Raw genomic sequence first — 16,156 nt, 5'->3', positions numbered from 1 at the left:
GTCGTGACCACCGTCCGGCTCCCCCTCTTCCCCCTGAACTCGGTGCTGTTCCCGGGGCTCGTGCTCCCGCTCAACGTCTTCGAGGAGCGGTATCGCGCCATGATGCGCGAGCTGCTGAAGACGCCGGAGGACGAGCCGCGCAGGTTCGCCGTCGTGGCGATCCGCGACGGCCACGAGGTGGCTCCGAGCGCGCCCGGCATGCCCGACCCGACGGCCGTGCCCGAGCGGGGGCCCGCGGCCGGATTCGGCGCGGACCCGGCGAAGGCGTTCCACAAGGTGGGCTGTATCGCGGACGCGGCGACGATCCGGGAGCGCACCGACGGCTCCTTCGAGGTGCTGGCGACGGGCACGACCCGGGTGAAGCTGCTGTCCGTCGAGGCGTCCGGTCCCTTCCTGACGGCCGAGCTGGAGCCGCTGGCGGAGGAGCCCGGGGACGAGGCGGCGCCACTGGCCGAGGGGGTGCTGCGCTCGTTCCGGCAGTACCAGAAGCGGCTGGCGGGCGCGCGGGAACGGTCCCTGACGACCGGCGCCGACCTGCCCGACGAACCGGGCGTGGTGTCGTACCTCGTGGCGGCGGCGATGATGCTGGACACGCCGACCAAGCAGCGCCTGCTTCAGGCGCCCGACACGGCGTCCCGTCTGCGCGACGAGCTGAAAGTCCTTCGCTCCGAGACGGCGATCATCCGTAGTCTGCCGTCGTTGCCCGCGTCGGAACTGACGCGCGGCCCGATGAGTCTCAACTGAACGTCCGGAGCGAGCGGATCGCATGGCGAAGAAGTCGAAGAAGCAGCAGTCCGGCGGCACACCCGCGACGGTGGCCCTCACGGCGGCGGGAGCGGAGTACACGGTCCACTCCTACGACCACGACCCGTCCCACCCGTCCTACGGCGAGGAGGCGGCCGAGGCGATGGGCGTCTCCCCGGACCGCGTCTTCAAGACCCTGGTCGCGGACGTCGACGGCACGCTGACGGTGGCGGTGGTCCCGGTGGCGGGCCAACTGGACCTGAAGGCCCTTGCGGCGGCGGTGGGCGGCAAGCGCGCGACGATGGCCGACCCCGCCCTGGCGGAACGCACCACGGGTTACGTCCGGGGCGGCATCTCACCGCTGGGCCAGCGCAAGAAACTCCCGACGGTCCTGGACGCGTCGGCCTCGGCCCACCCGACGATCTGCGTGTCGGCGGGGAGGAGGGGGCTGGAGGTGGAGCTGGCGCCGGAGACTCTGACCAAGCTGACGGAAGCGACCCTGGCCCCGATCGGTCGTCCGTAGCCGCTGCCTGGCTGCTCTAGGCAGCCGGCTGTGACGGATACGCCCCGTGCTCGAACTCCGGCTCAGGATCCCGCGGCCCGAACAACGCCGTCAGCCCCAGATGCAGCACCAGCGCGGCAAGCGGCCAGGCCAGCAACGCCCCCTTCGCGCCCAGCTTCAACGGCGCCGAGAACGTCACCCCCTTGCCCACCTCCCGCGCGTGCGCGACCACGTCCTCCGCGGGCCCGAGCCACACCCCGAGCCGCCAGGCCAGCAACGACCCGAGCAGCCCGCCGAGGGCGAGACCCACCACCAGCGGCACACCCCCACGCCGCCGCAGCAGGAAGACCACGAGCGCGCTCACGACCCCGAACCCCAGCCCGAGCAGGGTGAACGTACCGTCCACCCCCACGGCCTGCTCGCCCTCGGTGTCCTTGAGGTAGACGACCCAGTTCCCGTCCACCACGTCACCGACCAGCGGCACGTGCGGCGCGAGCCACCACCACAGCACACCCAGCAGCACCCCACCGAGCGCCACGGCCAGGGCGACCACACCGGCCTCCCGCACTTCCGTCTTCATGCCGGGGCCGTCCTGTCCGTACCAGCCGTGCGCGTACTCGGCGTACTCGGCCTGCTGGGACCCGGGAGCCTCAGCCCCGGGCGCCGCGGCCGGCGGCTGCCACGAACCCTGTGCGGAACGTTCATGCGGTGGCGGTGGCGGAGTCAGTGGTGCGGTCACCCTGCCATCGTGCCAGGCCCGCCTGTGCCCCGCGTCACCGGACGATCCCTCCCCGCTCATCGGACGGCCGCCCGCCGGTAGGCCCAGGTCGCCACGGCCAGGGAGACGACGCCCACCACACCGCACACGGCGAGATCTCCGAGTACGAACGCCCAGTCGGGGTCCGGCCCGAACGTGCGCGCGAACGCCTCGACGCCGTACGTCGACGGCAGCAGGTCCCGCGCGAAGCGCACGACCTCCGGCATCCGGTCCGCCGGCAGCACGCCCAGCAGCAGCGCCGCCGACATGCCGAGCTGCCCCAGCAGCGTGGCCAGCTCCGGCCGGGGCGCGAGCAGCCCGAGCGCCGCCCCCAGCCCGGCGAGCGCGGCGCCCGCCAGCGGGATCACGGCCACCAGGATCCACAGGTGCGCCAGCGGCAGCCCGAACAGCACACAGCCGAACACCGCCGTCACGACGGTCCCGGGCACGGTGAAGGACGCGTACGCGCCGGCCGCGCCCAGCACCACCGCCGCGGGCGGCACCGGCAGGGTGGCGTAGTGGTCGAGCCCGCCGCTGGCCCGCAGCTGCCCGAAGTACTGCGCGAGCAGGTTCAGCGCGACGAAGGCGACCACGAGGACCGACGACCCGGCGACGACGGCCTGCGCCTCCGCCCCGTCGTCCACGACCCCGCGCATCAGGATCATGATCCCGATCGACTGGAAGGTCGCCACGAACAGCAGCGGGATCCGCGCGACCCGCGCCCGGGACAACTGCGCCCGGTACACGGCCGCCAGCGAAGGCCACAGCCGCGCCCGAGGTCCGAGCTCGGCCGCGCACGCGGCGGGCTCCTCCGCGGCCAGGGCACTGCCCGGCAGGACATCGGCGGGTACGACACTCACGTCGCGCTGCTCCCCTTCGTCGGGTCCACTGCGGCAGTCGCCCTGTTCGGTACGTACACGGCGGCCCACGCGCTCAAGGCCTCGGTGTTCCTCACGTCCCTCACGCCTTCACCAGTCCCTGCTGCGCGGCACCGCCCAGGGCCAGGTACACGTCCTCCAGGCTCGGCGTGGCCAGCGTGAAGTCGTCCAGGGCGGCGAAGGCGGCCCCGCCGGTGACGGTGGCGACGACCGCCCGCGCCTCCTCGGGCCCGAGCCGGAGCGTCCAGCGGCGGCCCGACTCCACGGCCCGGTCCCGCAGCGCGGCCACCTCCGGCACGTGCAGCGGCGCCGCGTCCCGCCACACCAGGTCGACGCGCACCTCACCGGCGACCTGCTCCTTCAGCCCGGCCGGGGTGTCGCAGGCGATCACCCGCCCCCGGTCCAGGACGGCCACCCTGTCCAGCACGGTCTCGGCCTCGATGACGTTGTGGGTGACGAGCAGCACGGTCGTCCCGCGCTCGGCCCGCCGCCGGTCCACCGCGGACCACACGGCCCGCCGCGCCACCGGGTCCATGCCGGTGGTGGGCTCGTCGAGCACGAGCAGCGGCCGCTCCCCCACCAGCGCGGCGGCGAAGCACGCCAGGCGCCGCTGGCCCCCGGACAGCTTCTTCAGCGGCCGCCCGGCGAGCGGTGTGAGCCCCAGCTCGGCGAGGACGTCGTCGCGTTCGGCCCGCGCCCGCCGGACGTCCAGGCCGCGCAGCCGCCCGGTGGTCTCGGCGGCGAGGGACACGGTCAGTTCGTCGAGGGCGGTCGACTCCTGCCCGAGGTAGGCGAGGATGCGCGCGGCCCGCTCCGGGTGGCGGACGATGTCGTGGCCGAGGATCTCCACGCTGCCGTGGTCGGGCCGCATCAGCCCCGTGAGCTGCCGGACGAGGGTGGACTTCCCGGCGCCGTTCGGCCCGAGCAGGCCGAAGATCTCGCCGCGGCGGATGTCCAGCCGTACGTCGTCCGTGGCCCGGACCTCGGGTGTGCCGGGCGTGCCGCGGCGGCCCCGGACCGCCGGATAGGTCTTGGTCAGCCCGCGCACGGCGCACACGACGTCACCATCGTGCCGAAATGCCTGTGCCGCGCGCGTACTCACAAGGGACGAGACTACGGGGTCGGCGGGCCCGGTCCGCTCTCGGGTCGGTCCACAACCGGAAATCCGCCGGCAAAGTCCTCAGTCGCCGACCGGGGCGTGCTCCACGCCCGTGCGCACGCCGATCTCCTTCCAGAAGCCGGCCCGGATGGCGTACCGGTCGCGTTCGTCGATCTGGTCGTCCTTGTGGGCGAGCAGGCCGAAGCGGGCGGCGTAGCGCAGCAGCTCGCCGTCGACGCGGTGCGGGATGCGCGGGTACATCCCGGACAGTTTCTGCAGGTGGCTCTGGTCGCCGAGGCGTTCCACCCAGCGTCGGGCGAAGACCTGCCCCACCTCGTAGGGGTCGCCGCCGACAGTGGTGATGTCCTCCTCGCGGTCCGCCCACCGCTGCTCGGCGGTGGTCAGCTGGGCGAGCGTCGGCATCGAGGCGGCCTCGGGGGGCTCGACCGGGGGCCGGTCGACCCAGCCTTTGTCGGAGGACCAGCGGAGGGTGGCGGAGGCGGGGTGCTGGGCGGGCTGGGTGCCGGGGGCGCGCAGGGCGGCCAGGTCTTTGGGCGTCGGGACCCCTTTGGGGGCGGGCACCCGTTCCTCGCTGCCGTTCTGCCCGGGACCGGCCGCCGGGTGCTGGGGCGGCGGGGCGGGGCGCTCGGGCGGGGCGGAGAGGGCGGAGTCGGGCAGCGGCGCGGAGAGGATCGCGGCGATCTCGGGCCGGGGCGCGGGCTGGGGGGCGCACACCCCCGAGTACTCCTTGGCGCGGACGGCCTTGGTGATCCACGTGCGGTCGAGGACGCGCCGCTCGTCGGCCTCGGCGACGAGGTCCTCGGACTGGTTGTAGTCGCCGTCGGCGGCCTGCACGGCCCACAGGTGGACGGCGACGCCGTGCTCCTTCGCGGCCATCATGCCGGGCAGCAGGTCGCCGTCGCCGGTGACGAGGACGACGTCGGAGCAGGCGCGGTTGCGGGCCAGTTCGGTGAGTTCGGCGTGCATGGCGGCGTCCACGCCCTTCTGCGCCCAGCGGCCGTCGCTGCGGGTCAAGGCGCCGAGCCGGACGGTGACCCGGGGCATCACGCGCAGCCGGCGGTGCTCGGGCTGCGGGACGCGGTCGGGGGCGCCGTCGAACCAGTAGATGCGCAGCAACGGCTGCTGTGTGTCGGATTCCGCGCGCTCACGCAGCCCCTGGATGAGGGCCGTGTGGTCGACGGTGATGCGGGACCGTGAGGGCTCCCCGGCGAGGAGACTCGCCGCGGCTCCCAGCAGATACCCGGCGTCCACCAGGACGATGCAGCGGTCCACGCGACTCACCCTCTTCCCAGGAGGTTTGCTTCGGGCTTGCTTCGAGTCTGCCCGACGGCGCGGAGGTTAACGGCCGGAACTCGATCTTCGGCGTGGCGTTTCGCGCCACCCTGCTCCGACTCCCCCTGTCACGCAGGGTAATTGTCCGACATGCGATCGTTGTCGGCCTGTGTGAATCTGGTCCCGGCCCTGGCCCCTAGATCCCCACAGGAGGCATCACCATGGCCAAGAACAAGAACCGTGACCGTAAGCAGCAGCGTCCGACCGAGCGCGGTCAGCGAGCGGACCGCCGTCCCACGGCGGAGACGGAGCCCCAGCCCGAGGTCGAGCTGACCCCCGGTGACGTGGCGTCCCGCAAGCGGAAGCGCAGCTTCGGCCACAACTGACGTCTGTGTGACGGGTCGTCGAGACCCAGGCGCATGCACGAGGGGCGTACCCAGGTACCGGGTACGCCCCTCACGCGCATCGAGAGCCGTCCGCGGCTCGCTCGTCATCCCGCCAGGCAGGACGGCCCGAGCAGCACCTTCAGGTCGCCGAAGAGCGCCGGGTCGGGCTTCACCCGGTGCCGGTCCAGGCGGAGCACGGTGGTCTTGGTCGGTCCCTGGAGCTTGATCCGGACCTCGCTGTCGCCCTTGTGGTGGCTGAGGACCTCGCCGAGACGGCTCACCAGAGGCGGCGTGACGCGGGTGGCCGGAATGGTGAGGACCACGGGCGCGTTGGTGCCCGCGTTCGACAGGTCCGGCACCATCAGCTCCATGGCGACGAGCCGCGGCACGTCCTCGCGCTTGTCGAGGCGGCCCTTGACGAACACCACGGCGTCCTCGACGAGCTGGGTCGAGACGAGCTGGTACGTCGCGGGGAAGAACATGCACTCGATCGAGCCGGCGAGGTCCTCGACGGTGGCGATGGCCCAGGCGTTGCCCTGCTTCGTCATCTTGCGCTGCAGGCCCGAGATGATGCCGCCGATGGTGACCACGGAGCCGTCGGAGTAGTCACCGCCGGTCAACTGGGAGATACCCGCGTCGGCCTTGTCGGACAGGATGTGCTCCAGGCCGAACAGCGGGTGGTCGGAGACGTACAGACCGAGCATCTCCCGCTCCTGGGCGAGCAGATAGGTCTTGTCCCACTCCTCGTCGGTGAACTGCACGTCGAGGCCGAAGCCGGGCTCGCTGCTCTCCTCCTCGCCCATGCCGCCGAAGAGGTCGAACTGCCCCTCGGCCTCCTTGCGCTTGACCGCGACCACGTTGTCGATCATCGGCTCGTACTGCGCGGTGAGGCCCTTGCGGGTGTGCCCCATGGCGTCGAAGGCGCCGGCCTTGATCAGCGACTCGGTGGTGCGCTTGTTGCAGACGACCGCCTCCACCTTGTCGAGGTAGTCCGGGAAGGAGGTGTACTTCCCCTTGGCCTTGCGGCACCTGATGATCGACTCGACGACGTTCGTACCGACGTTGCGGACGGCGGAGAGGCCGAAGAGGATCACGTCGTCGCCCTGGGCGGCGAAGTTGGACATCGACTCGTTGACGTCCGGCGGGAGCACCTTGATGCCCATGCGGCGGCACTCGTTGAGGTAGACGGCCGACTTGTCCTTGTCGTCCTTCACGGACGTCAGGAGCGCGGCCATGTACTCGGCGGGGTGGTTCGCCTTCAGGTACGCCGTCCAGTACGAGACGAGTCCGTACGCGGCGGAGTGGGCCTTGTTGAACGCGTAGCCGGCGAAGGGGACCAGTACGTCCCAGAGCGCCTGGATGGCCTCGTCGCTGTAGCCCTTCTTGCGGGCGCCCTCCTGGAAGAGGACGAAGTTCTTCGCCAGTTCCTCGGGCTTCTTCTTGCCCATCACGCGGCGGAGGATGTCGGCCTCGCCGAGCGAGTAGCCGGCGATGATCTGGGCGGCCTTCTGCACCTGCTCCTGGTAGACGATCAGGCCGTAGGTGACGTCCAGGACCTCCTTGAGCGGCTCCTCCAGCTCGGGGTGGATGGGCGTGATCTCCTGCTGCCCGTTCTTGCGCAGCGCGTAGTTCGTGTGGGAGTTCATGCCCATCGGGCCCGGGCGGTACAGGGCCGACACAGCGGAGATGTCTTCGAAGTTGTCCGGCTTCATCAGCCGGAGCAGGGAGCGCATGGGGCCGCCGTCGAACTGGAAGACGCCGAGGGTGTCGCCGCGCTGGAGCAGTTCGAACGTCGTGGGGTCGTCGAGCGGGAGGCTCAGGAGATCGATGTCGATCCCCTTGTTGGACTTCACCATCTTGACGGCGTCGTCCATGATCGTCAGGTTGCGCAGGCCGAGGAAGTCCATCTTCAGCAGGCCGAGCGACTCGCAGCTCGGGTAGTCCCACTGCGTGATGGTCACGCCGTCGGTGTGCCTGACCCAGACGGGCACGTGGTCGGTGATGGTCTCGCTGGACATGATCACGCCGGCGGCGTGCACGCCCATCTGCCGGACCAGGCCCTCGACGCCCTTGGCGGTGTCGATGACCTTCTTCACGTCGGGCTCGTTCTCGTACATCGCCCGGACCTCGCCCGCCTCCGAGTAGCGCGGGTGGTTCGGGTCGGTGATGCCGTCCAGGTTGATGCCCTTGCCGAGGACGTCGGCGGGCATGGCCTTGGTGATGCGGTCGCCCATCGCGTACGGGTAGCCCAGCACGCGCGCGGAGTCCTTGATCGCGTTCTTGGCCTTGATGGTGCCGTACGTGCCGATCATGGCGACCTTGTCGGCGCCGTACTTCTCGGTCACGTACCGGATCACCTCGACGCGCCGGCGCTCGTCGAAGTCGATGTCGACATCGGGCATGGAGATGCGCTCGGGGTTGAGGAACCGCTCGAAGATCAGGCCGTGCGGGATGGGGTCGAGGTCGGTGATGCCGAGGGCGTAGGCGACGATCGAGCCGGCCGCGGAACCACGGCCGGGGCCGACCGCGATGCCCTGCTTCTTCGCCCACATGATGAAGTCGGCGACGACGAGGAAGTAGCCCGGGAAGCCCATCGAGATGATGGTGTCCATCTCGTACTCGACCTGCTTCATGCGGTCGTCCGGGATGCCGTCCGGGAAGCGGCGGTGCATGCCGCGCAGGGTCTCCTCGCGGAACCAGCTGACCTCCGTGTACCCCTCCGGGATGTCGAACTTGGGCATGAGGTCGCGCTTCTCGAACATGCCGGTCGTGTCGACCATCTCGGCGATCAGCCGGGTGTTGGCGCAGCCCTCCTGCCAGGCGTCCGAGGAGTCGATGGCGTACATCTCCTCCGTGGACTTCAGGTAGTAGCCGGTGCCGTCGAACTTGAAGCGGTCCGGGTCGGAGAGGTTCTTGCCGGTCTGGATGCACAGCAGCGCGTCGTGGGCGGTCGCCTCGTGCGCGTAGGTGTAGTGCGAGTCGTTGGTGACCAGCGGGGGGATGCCGAGCTTCTTGGCGATGTCCAGCAGGCCGTCGCGGACCCGGTGCTCGATCTCGATGCCGTGGTCCATCAGCTCCAGGAAGTAGCGGTCCTTGCCGAAGATGTCCTGGTAGTCGGCGGCGGCCTTGAGGGCCTCGTCGAAGTGGCCGAGGCGCAGCCGGGTCTGGATCTCGCCGGAGGGGCAGCCGGTGGACGCCACGATCCCCTCGGACCACTGGGCGATGGTCTCCTTGTCCATCCGGGGCCACTTCTGCAGCCAGCCCTCGGCGTAGGCGTCGGAGGAGAGCCGGAAGAGGTTGTGCAGGCCGGTCTTGTTCACCGCCCACATCGTCTTGTGGGTGTAGCCACCGGAACCGGAGACGTCGTCCCGCTTCTGGTGCGGCTGGCCCCACTGGATCTTGCGCTTGTTGCGGCGCGACTCGGGCGCGACGTACGCCTCGATCCCGATGATCGGCGTGACCCCCGCCTTCTGCGCGGAGTGGAAGAAGTCGTACGCCCCGTGGAGGTTGCCGTGGTCGGACATGGCGATGTGCGTCATGCCCATCTCGTTGCACGCGTTGAACATGTCCTTCAGCCGCGCGGCACCGTCCAGCAGCGAGTACTGGGTGTGGACGTGCAGGTGCGTGAACGGCGGCTTTGACACGGCTGCGGCCTCCAGGGAAAACGTTCGTCGAATGGGGTCCGACAGGCTGCGGACAGTCTGGGGGACAGCGTCGAAGTCTATGCCTCGACACTGACACGCGGAGGGCTGACCCGCGTACCTTCGTGCGAGGGTCGCGGGCACTCCCGCGGGCCGCCACACGTTACGCAGGGGACGGACCAGCCGTCCCCGAGACGTTCTGCACCAGGAGGCACCCAGCGATGTCGTTCCCCCAGCTCAACGGCGAGCAGCGCGGCGACGAGATCCTCGCCGTCTTCGACACCGCCTTCGGCGAGCTCCTGGCCGCCGACCCGGCTGCGTTCCGCGTGAAGTTCCGGAAGATGGCGGCCTCGGCCTTCGCCTTCTACCGGGGTACGGCCTGCCTCTTCTACCGCGATCTGGACCAGGACGGGATACTCGGCGGCCCCTACCTGGACGAGCGCACCTCACGCGTGTGGATCCACGGCGACCTGCACGCGGAGAACTTCGGCACGTACATGGACGCGAACGGCCGCCTGATCTTCAACGTCAACGACTTCGACGAGGCCTACGTCGGCCCCTTCACCTGGGACCTGCAGCGCTTCGCCGCGTCGATCGCGCTGATCGGGTACGCGAAGGCGCTCAGCGACGAGCAGATCACCGAGCTGGTGCAGATCTACGCGGGCGCCTACCGGGAGCGGATCCACGCCCTGGCCACGGGCGCCAAGAGCGACGAGGTCCCGCCGTTCACGCTGGACACCGCGCAGGGTCCGCTGCTGGACGCGCTGCGTGACGCCCGCTCGCTGACCCGCTTCGGCCTGCTGGACTCGATGACGGAGATCCGCGACTTCGAGCGCCGCTTCGCGCCGGGCGGCGGCTCCGTCGAGCTGGACGCGGCCACCCGCTACAAGGTCCTCGCCGCCTTCGACGGCTATCTGGAGACGCTCCCGGACAGCTCCCTGGCCCGCCCGGACTCCTACCGCGTGAAGGACGTCGTCGGCCGGCGCGGCATCGGCATCGGCTCGGCGGGACTGCCGTCGTACAACATCCTCCTGGAGGGCCACAGCGACGCCCTGGAGAACGACGTCGTGATCTACATCAAGCAGGCCCAGACCCCGGCGGTCTCCCGGCACATCACGGACCCGTCGATCCGCGACTACTTCCAGCACGAGGGGCACCGCACGGTCATCTCCCAGCGCGCCCTCCAGGCGCACGCCGACCCCTGGCTGGGCTGGACCGAGCTGGACGGCGCGGGCCAGCTGGTCGCCGAGGTCTCGCCGTACGCGGTGGACCTCGACTGGGGCGACATCGACGACCCGGAGGAGATCGCCCAGGTGGTGGCCGACCTCGGCCGGGCGACGGCCACGATGCACTCGGCGGCGGACGACCAGTCCGGCGAGTCCCTGGTGCCCTTCTCCACGGAGCGGGCCATCGACGCGGCGATCGCGGCCGACGAGGACGGCTTCGCACCGCTGCTGGTCGACTTCGCGCACGGCTACGGTGCCCGCGCGCGTGCCGACCACCAGATCTTCGTGGACCTGTTCCGCAACGGCCGGATTCCGGGTCTGTGACGGAAAGACCCTTCACAGGCATCCTTTAGGGGTCCCTTACAGGCCCCCGTGACAGACTCTTCTCTCGCTATGGACATATCCGGGATCCAGCTCAGAGCCGTACGCGCGGCGCTGTTCACGGCAGTGGTCGTGACGCTCAGCACCGCGTCGCACGTGCTGCTGTCCCGGGCCCCGCTCCCGCTGGGCACGGTGGCCGCGGTCGCCGCCGCCGTGTTCCTGATCGCCTACGCCCTGGCGGGCCGCGAGCGCTCCTTCGGGCGGATCGCGGCCCTGCTGATCCCGCTGGAGCTCGCCGCCGACACGGTGTTCACCACGGGTCAGCACGCCTGCTACGGCCGGGCGGGCGGCCCGGTGGCGGGCCCGCTGCGCTCAGTCGGTCTGGACGTGCTGTGCGGCGGCGGCGAGGTCGGCACCCCGCTGGCCCGCATGGCCGGGGCCACGGGCACGGAACGCCTCGCGGCCGTGGTCGCCCACGCCGACCCGGCCACCGCCTGGCTGCTGCTCGGCGCGCACATCGGCGTCGGCCTCGTCGCCGCAGTGTGGCTGCGCCGCGGCGAGCGGGCCCTGGCCGAACTGCTGCGGGCGGTGGCGGCGACATCGTTCCGGCCGCTGCTGCTGGCGGTCGCCGCGGTGACGTCGCAGCGGCGACCGGCGGGGCACCGGCTGCCGCCGCGCCCCGCCGACCGCACGCCCACCGCGCGTGACCTGGTCCTCGCGTACTCCCTGGGACGGCGCGGACCGCCGTGCTCGCCCGCCTTCGCGTAAGGCATACGCCTTCGCACGAGGCGCTTTCGAGCACCGGCAGTCCCCCCTACGTATCCCGCACACGAGTGTGCGCGTCCCCAACGGAGAACATCACCATGAGCAAGAGGAACAGCCAGGCGGCGAAGTCGGCGGCCCGTGAGCGGCTGCGCGCCGAGCGCGAGCGCGAGGCCAAGCGGGCCAAGGCCAAGCGGCAGGTCATCGTCGCCTGCTCCATCGTCGGCGTCCTGGCCGTGGCCGGCGGCATAGGTTACGCGGTCGTGCAGGCCAACAAGCCGACCCACTGGGAAGCGGTGAAGGACGAGAAGGTCGTCACCCCGGCCAACACCACGGGCACCGACGGCACCACGGTCGTCATCGGCAAGGAGTCGGCGAAGAAGACCCTGAAGGTCTACGAGGACCCGCGCTGCCCCGTGTGCGCCCAGTTCGAACAGACCGTCGGCCCGACCCTGAAGAAGGACGTCGACGACGGCAAGTACAAGATGCAGTTCATCGGTGCCACGTTCATCGACAACAAGGACAACGGCGAGGGCTCGAAGAACGCGCTGAGCGCCCTGGGCGCCGCGCTGAACGTGAGCGACAAGGCGTTCCTCGACTACAAGGCCGCGCTGTACTCCGCGAAGTGGCACCCGGAGGAGACGACCGACAAGTTCAAGGACGACAGCTACCTCATCGAGGTCGCGAACACCGTCCCCGAGCTGAAGGACAACAAGAAGTTCCAGGACGCGGTCGAGAAGGGCACCTACGACGCCTGGGCGATGGCCATGTCCAAGACCTTCGACGACAACAAGGACGGCGTGCAGGGCACCCCCTCCTTCGTGATGGACGGCAAGCAGCTCACCGCCGACAGCCAGGGCACGCCGCTGATGACGGTGGACGACTTCAACCGGGTCGTGGGCGAGGCCCTGAAGAAGTGACGGCAGGTCAGGGACCGGCCGGCATGTGAAGAGCGGGCGAACTTCCTTCAGTTCGCCCGCTCTGGTGCATACCGATCAGTAACCTGATCGGTCGTGACCAGTCGATACAGATCATCGAACACGTCCGAGGGCCTCAACTCCCTCTCCCCGCGCCGCCGTACGGTCGTCAAGGCCGCGGCGGCGACCGCTGTCCTGGCCGGGCCGCTCGCCGCCTCCCTGCCGGCGCGCGCCGCCGACCAGACTCCCGCCTTCCTGCACGGCGTCGCCTCCGGTGACCCGCTGCCGGACGGCGTGCTGCTGTGGACCCGTGTGACGCCGGTCCCGGAGGCGATACCCGGCTCCGGGCTCGGCCCGGACACCGAGGTGAGCTGGGTGGTCGCCAGGGACAAGGCGTTCACCACCGTCGTCGCCAAGGGCTCCACCACCGCGACCGCCGCCTCCGACCACACGGTGAAGGCCGACATCCGCGGCCTGGAACCGGCCACCGACTACTGGTTCCGCTTCTCCGCGGGCGGCACCGACTCCCCCGCCGCCCGCACCCGCACCGCCCCGGCGGCCGACGCGGCCGTCACGAACCTCCGCTTCGGCGTGGTCTCCTGCGCGAACTGGGAGGCCGGCTACTTCTCCGCGTACCGCCATCTCGCGGCCCGCGGCGACCTGGACGCCTGGCTCCACCTGGGCGACTACATCTACGAGTACGGCACCGGCGAGTACGGCACCCGGGGCACGGTCGTCCGCCCGCACGCCCCGGCCCACGAGATCGTCACGCTCGCCGACTACCGCGTCCGGCACGCGCGGTACAAGACCGACCCGGACCTCCAGGCGCTGCACGCGGCGGCCCCGGTCGTGGCGATCTGGGACGACCACGAGTTCGCCAACGACGCCTTCTCGGGCGGCGCGGAGAACCACACGGAAGGCGCCGAGGGCACCTGGTCCGCCCGCCAGGCCGCCGCAAAGCAGGCCTACTTCGAGTGGATGCCGGTGCGTCCCGCGATCGCCGGCACCACCTACCGCCGGCTGCGCTTCGGCAAGCTGGCCGACCTCTCGCTGCTGGACCTGCGCTCGTTCCGCTCGCAACAGGTCAAGGTCGGCGACGGCGAGGTCGACGACCCGGACCGCACGCTCACCGGCCGGGCCCAGCTCGACTGGCTCAAGGCGGGCCTGAAGGCGTCCGACACCACCTGGCGGCTGGTCGGCAACTCCGTGATGATCTCGCCGTTCGCCATCGGCTCGCTCTCCGCCGACCTGCTGAAGCCCCTGGCCAAGCTGCTGGGCCTGCCGCAGGAGGGCCTCGCCCTCAACACCGACCAGTGGGACGGCTACACCGCCGACCGCCGCGAGATCCTGGCACACCTGCGCACGAACGCGATCCGCAACACCGTCTTCCTCACCGGCGACATCCACATGGCCTGGGCCAACGACGTTCCGGTGGACGCGGGCACGTACCCACTCTCCCCGTCGGCCGCGACGGAGTTCGTGGTCACCTCGGTCACCTCGGACAACCTCGACGACATCGTGAAGGTCCCGGAGGGCACGGTCTCGGCGGTCGCCTCGCCGGTCATCCGCGCGGCCAACCGGCACGTCCACTGGGTCGACACCGACCGCCACGGCTTCGGCGTCCTGGACCTCACGGCCGAGCGCGCCCAGATGGACTACTACGTCATCTCCGACCGCGCGAAGCGCGACGCGACGGCCCAGTGGTCCCGCTCGTACCGCACGCGCAGCGGCACGCAGAAGGTCGAGCGGGTCCACGCCCCGGTGTAGCCGCTGCTACAGGGTGTCGAGAAAGCCGAGCGCCACCCGCCAGGTGGCCTCGGCCGCTTCCTCGTCGTAGTCCGGCAGGTCGGGGTCGGTGTACAGGTGGCCGGCCCCGGCGTACCGGTAGACCTCGACGTCGGCGCCCGTGCGGCCCATCTGGAGGTACCAGGCGCTCAGCCAGTCGTCCGTCTCGAACGGGTCCGGCTCCGCCACGTGCAGCTGGACCGGCAGCTCGTCCACCGTGACGCCCGGCGCGATGTCCGAGGTGCCGTGCAGGAGCAGCAGGCCGCGGGCCTTGTCGTCGCCGAGGGCGAGGGTCTGGGCGATGGAGGCGCCGAGCGAGAAGCCGGCGTACACCAGCCCGCGCTCCGAGTAGGGCGCGGCCGCGAGCACGGCCCGCTTCAGCAGCTCGTCCTTGCCGATCTTCTCCTTGTGCTCCATGCCCTCCTCGACCGTCTCGAACGTACGCCCCTCGAAGAGGTCGGGCGTCCACACCTCGTGACCGGCCGACCGCAGCCGGTCAGCGGCCTGGTGCACCGCGGGCCGCAGCCCGAAGGTCGAGTGAAAGAGCATGATGTTCATGAGGCCATGGTGCCAGCCGGGTGTGACGGGCCGGGATCGCGGCACTACCCAGGACGCCGCCGAAGTCACATGTTCATGCCCCCGGTGAGCCGGTTAGGTTCGGGGGCATGGAGAACCTGCTGCGACCGCTGATCGTGGTCGGTGGCTCGGTCGTGCTCACGCTGGTGATCGGCTGGGCCACCGACTTCCTGCTGCGCAAGGCCGACGAACGGCACCACGACACCCCGCTGTGGGGGCTGCTGCGCCGTGGCCGCATCCCGTACCAGCTCGTCCTCTTCGCGGCCCTGCTGAGAGGGTCCTACGACGAGGCGCAGCTGCTGGAGAGCCGCCGCGAGGGCATCGGCCAGGCGCTGACCCTGGTCCTGATCGGGTCGACCGCCTGGCTGGTGATCCGGATCGCGGCGGCGATCGTCGAGACCTCGTACAGCCGCTACGCCAGTGCCCGGGCCCACCGCGACCCGGCCAGGGTCCGCCGGGTGCGCACCCAGGTGACGCTGATCATGCGGGTGGTGTCGGCGATCGTCGGCGTGGTGGCCGCGGCGAGCATGCTGCTGACGTTCCCGGCGTTCCGCGCGGCGGGTGCCTCGCTGCTGGCCTCGGCCGGCATCCTCGGCATCGTCGCCGGTGTCGCCGCGCAGTCCACGCTGAGCAACATGTTCGCGGGGTTCCAGATCGCCTTCGGCGACATGGTCCGCATCGGGGACACCGTGGTCGTGGACGGCGAGTGGGGCACGGTCGAGGAGATCACGCTGACGTTCCTGACCGTGCGCACCTGGGACGAGCGCCGGATCACCATGCCGGTGTCGTACTTCACGTCCAAGCCGTTCGAGAACTGGTCGCGCGGCACGCCGCAGATGACCGGCACCGTCTTCTGGCACGTCGACCACACGGCCCCCGTGGAGGCGATGCGCGAGAAGCTCCGCGACATCCTGCGCGAGTGCCCCGCCTGGGACGGCCGCGCCTACGACCTGTCCGTCACGGACACCACGCCGAGCACCATGCAGGTGCGGGCGCTGGTGACGGCGAAGGACGCGGACGACATCTGGACCGTGCGGGTCACGGTCCGCGAGCAGATGCTCCGCTGGCTGTCCGGGGAGCACCCGTACGCCCTGCCCCGGGTCAACACGGCGGACGCGATCCTGCCGCCGTCCTGGAACGGCCACCGCCCCTCCCCGGACGGCGTCCCGAACCAGCAGCGCCGCTTCCACGGCTCGGCCCGCCCGGAACGCTGACGGACACGGACACAGCAGGAGGGCTGCCCGTTCCCGGGGCAGCCCTCCTGCTGGT

Annotated in this window: 14 protein-coding genes; 8 read left to right on the top strand and 6 right to left on the bottom strand. The window is 70.8% G+C overall.

Features of this window, described 5'->3' with window-relative positions; all coding sequences use genetic code 11:
- The first annotated feature begins 3 nt into the window (after positions 1-3).
- Positions 4-744 (top strand): LON peptidase substrate-binding domain-containing protein, encoded by a 741-nt coding sequence (locus ACSUPV_RS30235; protein WP_031115723.1) that lies wholly within the window; start codon positions 4-6, stop codon positions 742-744.
- A gap of 22 nt (positions 745-766) precedes the next feature.
- Positions 767-1,267: a Cys-tRNA(Pro) deacylase gene (gene ybaK, locus ACSUPV_RS30230; RefSeq protein ID WP_031115724.1), complete on the top strand. Its 501-nt coding sequence runs from the start codon at positions 767-769 to the stop codon at positions 1,265-1,267.
- A 16-nt stretch (positions 1,268-1,283) separates the two neighbouring features.
- Here the strand turns inward: ybaK and ACSUPV_RS30225 are convergent, their stop codons facing one another.
- From ACSUPV_RS30225 to ACSUPV_RS30210, 4 genes are all read right to left on the bottom strand, one after another.
- Complete coding sequence (locus ACSUPV_RS30225) at positions 1,284-1,985, bottom strand: hypothetical protein (RefSeq protein WP_037757195.1); 702 nt, start codon at positions 1,983-1,985, stop codon at positions 1,284-1,286.
- A gap of 56 nt (positions 1,986-2,041) precedes the next feature.
- A complete protein-coding gene (locus ACSUPV_RS30220; protein ID WP_031115726.1) occupies positions 2,042-2,863 on the bottom strand; it encodes an ABC transporter permease in 822 nt (273 codons plus the stop codon).
- 100 nt (positions 2,864-2,963) lie between these two features.
- Positions 2,964-3,938, bottom strand: a complete 975-nt coding sequence (locus tag ACSUPV_RS30215) for an ABC transporter ATP-binding protein (protein WP_359792282.1) — start codon at positions 3,936-3,938, stop codon at positions 2,964-2,966.
- A gap of 123 nt (positions 3,939-4,061) precedes the next feature.
- Positions 4,062-5,273, bottom strand: a complete 1,212-nt coding sequence (locus ACSUPV_RS30210; protein WP_037757200.1) for an NYN domain-containing protein — start codon at positions 5,271-5,273, stop codon at positions 4,062-4,064.
- Between the two features lie 221 nt (positions 5,274-5,494).
- On the opposite strand from ACSUPV_RS30210, the gene ACSUPV_RS30205 reads away from it, so the two are divergent.
- Complete coding sequence (locus ACSUPV_RS30205; RefSeq protein WP_359756493.1) at positions 5,495-5,659, top strand: hypothetical protein; 165 nt, start codon at positions 5,495-5,497, stop codon at positions 5,657-5,659.
- Positions 5,660-5,763: 104 nt separating this feature from the next.
- Here ACSUPV_RS30205 and dnaE read toward each other — a convergent pair whose 3' ends face one another.
- Positions 5,764-9,303 carry a DNA polymerase III subunit alpha gene (gene dnaE / locus ACSUPV_RS30200; protein WP_031115730.1) on the bottom strand — a complete coding sequence of 1,180 codons (3,540 nt, stop codon included), beginning with the start codon at positions 9,301-9,303 and terminating at the stop codon, positions 5,764-5,766.
- 218 nt (positions 9,304-9,521) lie between these two features.
- Here dnaE and ACSUPV_RS30195 point away from each other — a divergent pair, with 218 nt between their 5' ends.
- From ACSUPV_RS30195 to ACSUPV_RS30180, 4 genes are all read left to right on the top strand, one after another.
- The gene (locus ACSUPV_RS30195; protein ID WP_031115731.1) at positions 9,522-10,850 is read left to right on the top strand and encodes a DUF2252 domain-containing protein; all 1,329 of its coding nucleotides are present in this window, start codon (positions 9,522-9,524) and stop codon (positions 10,848-10,850) included.
- Between the two features lie 69 nt (positions 10,851-10,919).
- The gene (locus ACSUPV_RS30190) at positions 10,920-11,615 is read left to right on the top strand and encodes a hypothetical protein (protein WP_037757203.1); all 696 of its coding nucleotides are present in this window, start codon (positions 10,920-10,922) and stop codon (positions 11,613-11,615) included.
- Positions 11,616-11,710: 95 nt separating this feature from the next.
- Entirely contained in the window at positions 11,711-12,529 is an 819-nt protein-coding gene (locus ACSUPV_RS30185) for a thioredoxin domain-containing protein (RefSeq protein ID WP_037757205.1), read from the top strand.
- Positions 12,530-12,622: 93 nt separating this feature from the next.
- Positions 12,623-14,293 carry an alkaline phosphatase D family protein gene (locus ACSUPV_RS30180; protein WP_436948925.1) on the top strand — a complete coding sequence of 557 codons (1,671 nt, stop codon included), beginning with the start codon at positions 12,623-12,625 and terminating at the stop codon, positions 14,291-14,293.
- A 6-nt stretch (positions 14,294-14,299) separates the two neighbouring features.
- Here ACSUPV_RS30180 and ACSUPV_RS30175 read toward each other — a convergent pair whose 3' ends face one another.
- Positions 14,300-14,869 (bottom strand): dienelactone hydrolase family protein, encoded by a 570-nt coding sequence (locus tag ACSUPV_RS30175; protein ID WP_031115735.1) that lies wholly within the window; start codon positions 14,867-14,869, stop codon positions 14,300-14,302.
- A gap of 107 nt (positions 14,870-14,976) precedes the next feature.
- Between ACSUPV_RS30175 and ACSUPV_RS30170 the strand changes: the two genes are divergently transcribed.
- On the top strand, positions 14,977-16,101 hold the full coding sequence (locus ACSUPV_RS30170) for a mechanosensitive ion channel family protein (protein ID WP_031115736.1): 1,125 nt from the start codon (positions 14,977-14,979) through the stop codon (positions 16,099-16,101).
- The last annotated feature ends 55 nt before the right edge of the window (positions 16,102-16,156 follow it).

This window comes from Streptomyces sp. SudanB52_2052 (assembly GCF_964272415.1).
Classification (GTDB): Bacteria; Actinomycetota; Actinomycetes; order Streptomycetales; family Streptomycetaceae; genus Streptomyces; species Streptomyces olindensis.
The sequence above is the reverse complement of the archived record's forward strand: the minus strand, read 5'-3'. Positions and strand labels throughout refer to the sequence as shown.

Excerpts from the sequence above, each read along its gene's own strand:
- ybaK (WP_031115724.1), top strand. The coding sequence starts at position 767 with ATGGCGAAGAAGTCGAAGAAGCAGCAGTCCGGCGGCACACCCGCGACG.
- ACSUPV_RS30205 (WP_359756493.1), top strand. The coding sequence starts at position 5,495 with ATGGCCAAGAACAAGAACCGTGACCGTAAGCAGCAGCGTCCGACCGAG.
- ACSUPV_RS30195 (WP_031115731.1), top strand. The coding sequence starts at position 9,522 with ATGTCGTTCCCCCAGCTCAACGGCGAGCAGCGCGGCGACGAGATCCTC.
- ACSUPV_RS30190 (WP_037757203.1), top strand. The coding sequence starts at position 10,920 with ATGGACATATCCGGGATCCAGCTCAGAGCCGTACGCGCGGCGCTGTTC.
- ACSUPV_RS30185 (WP_037757205.1), top strand. The coding sequence starts at position 11,711 with ATGAGCAAGAGGAACAGCCAGGCGGCGAAGTCGGCGGCCCGTGAGCGG.
- ACSUPV_RS30175 (WP_031115735.1), bottom strand. The coding sequence starts at position 14,869 with ATGAACATCATGCTCTTTCACTCGACCTTCGGGCTGCGGCCCGCGGTG.
- ACSUPV_RS30170 (WP_031115736.1), top strand. The coding sequence starts at position 14,977 with ATGGAGAACCTGCTGCGACCGCTGATCGTGGTCGGTGGCTCGGTCGTG.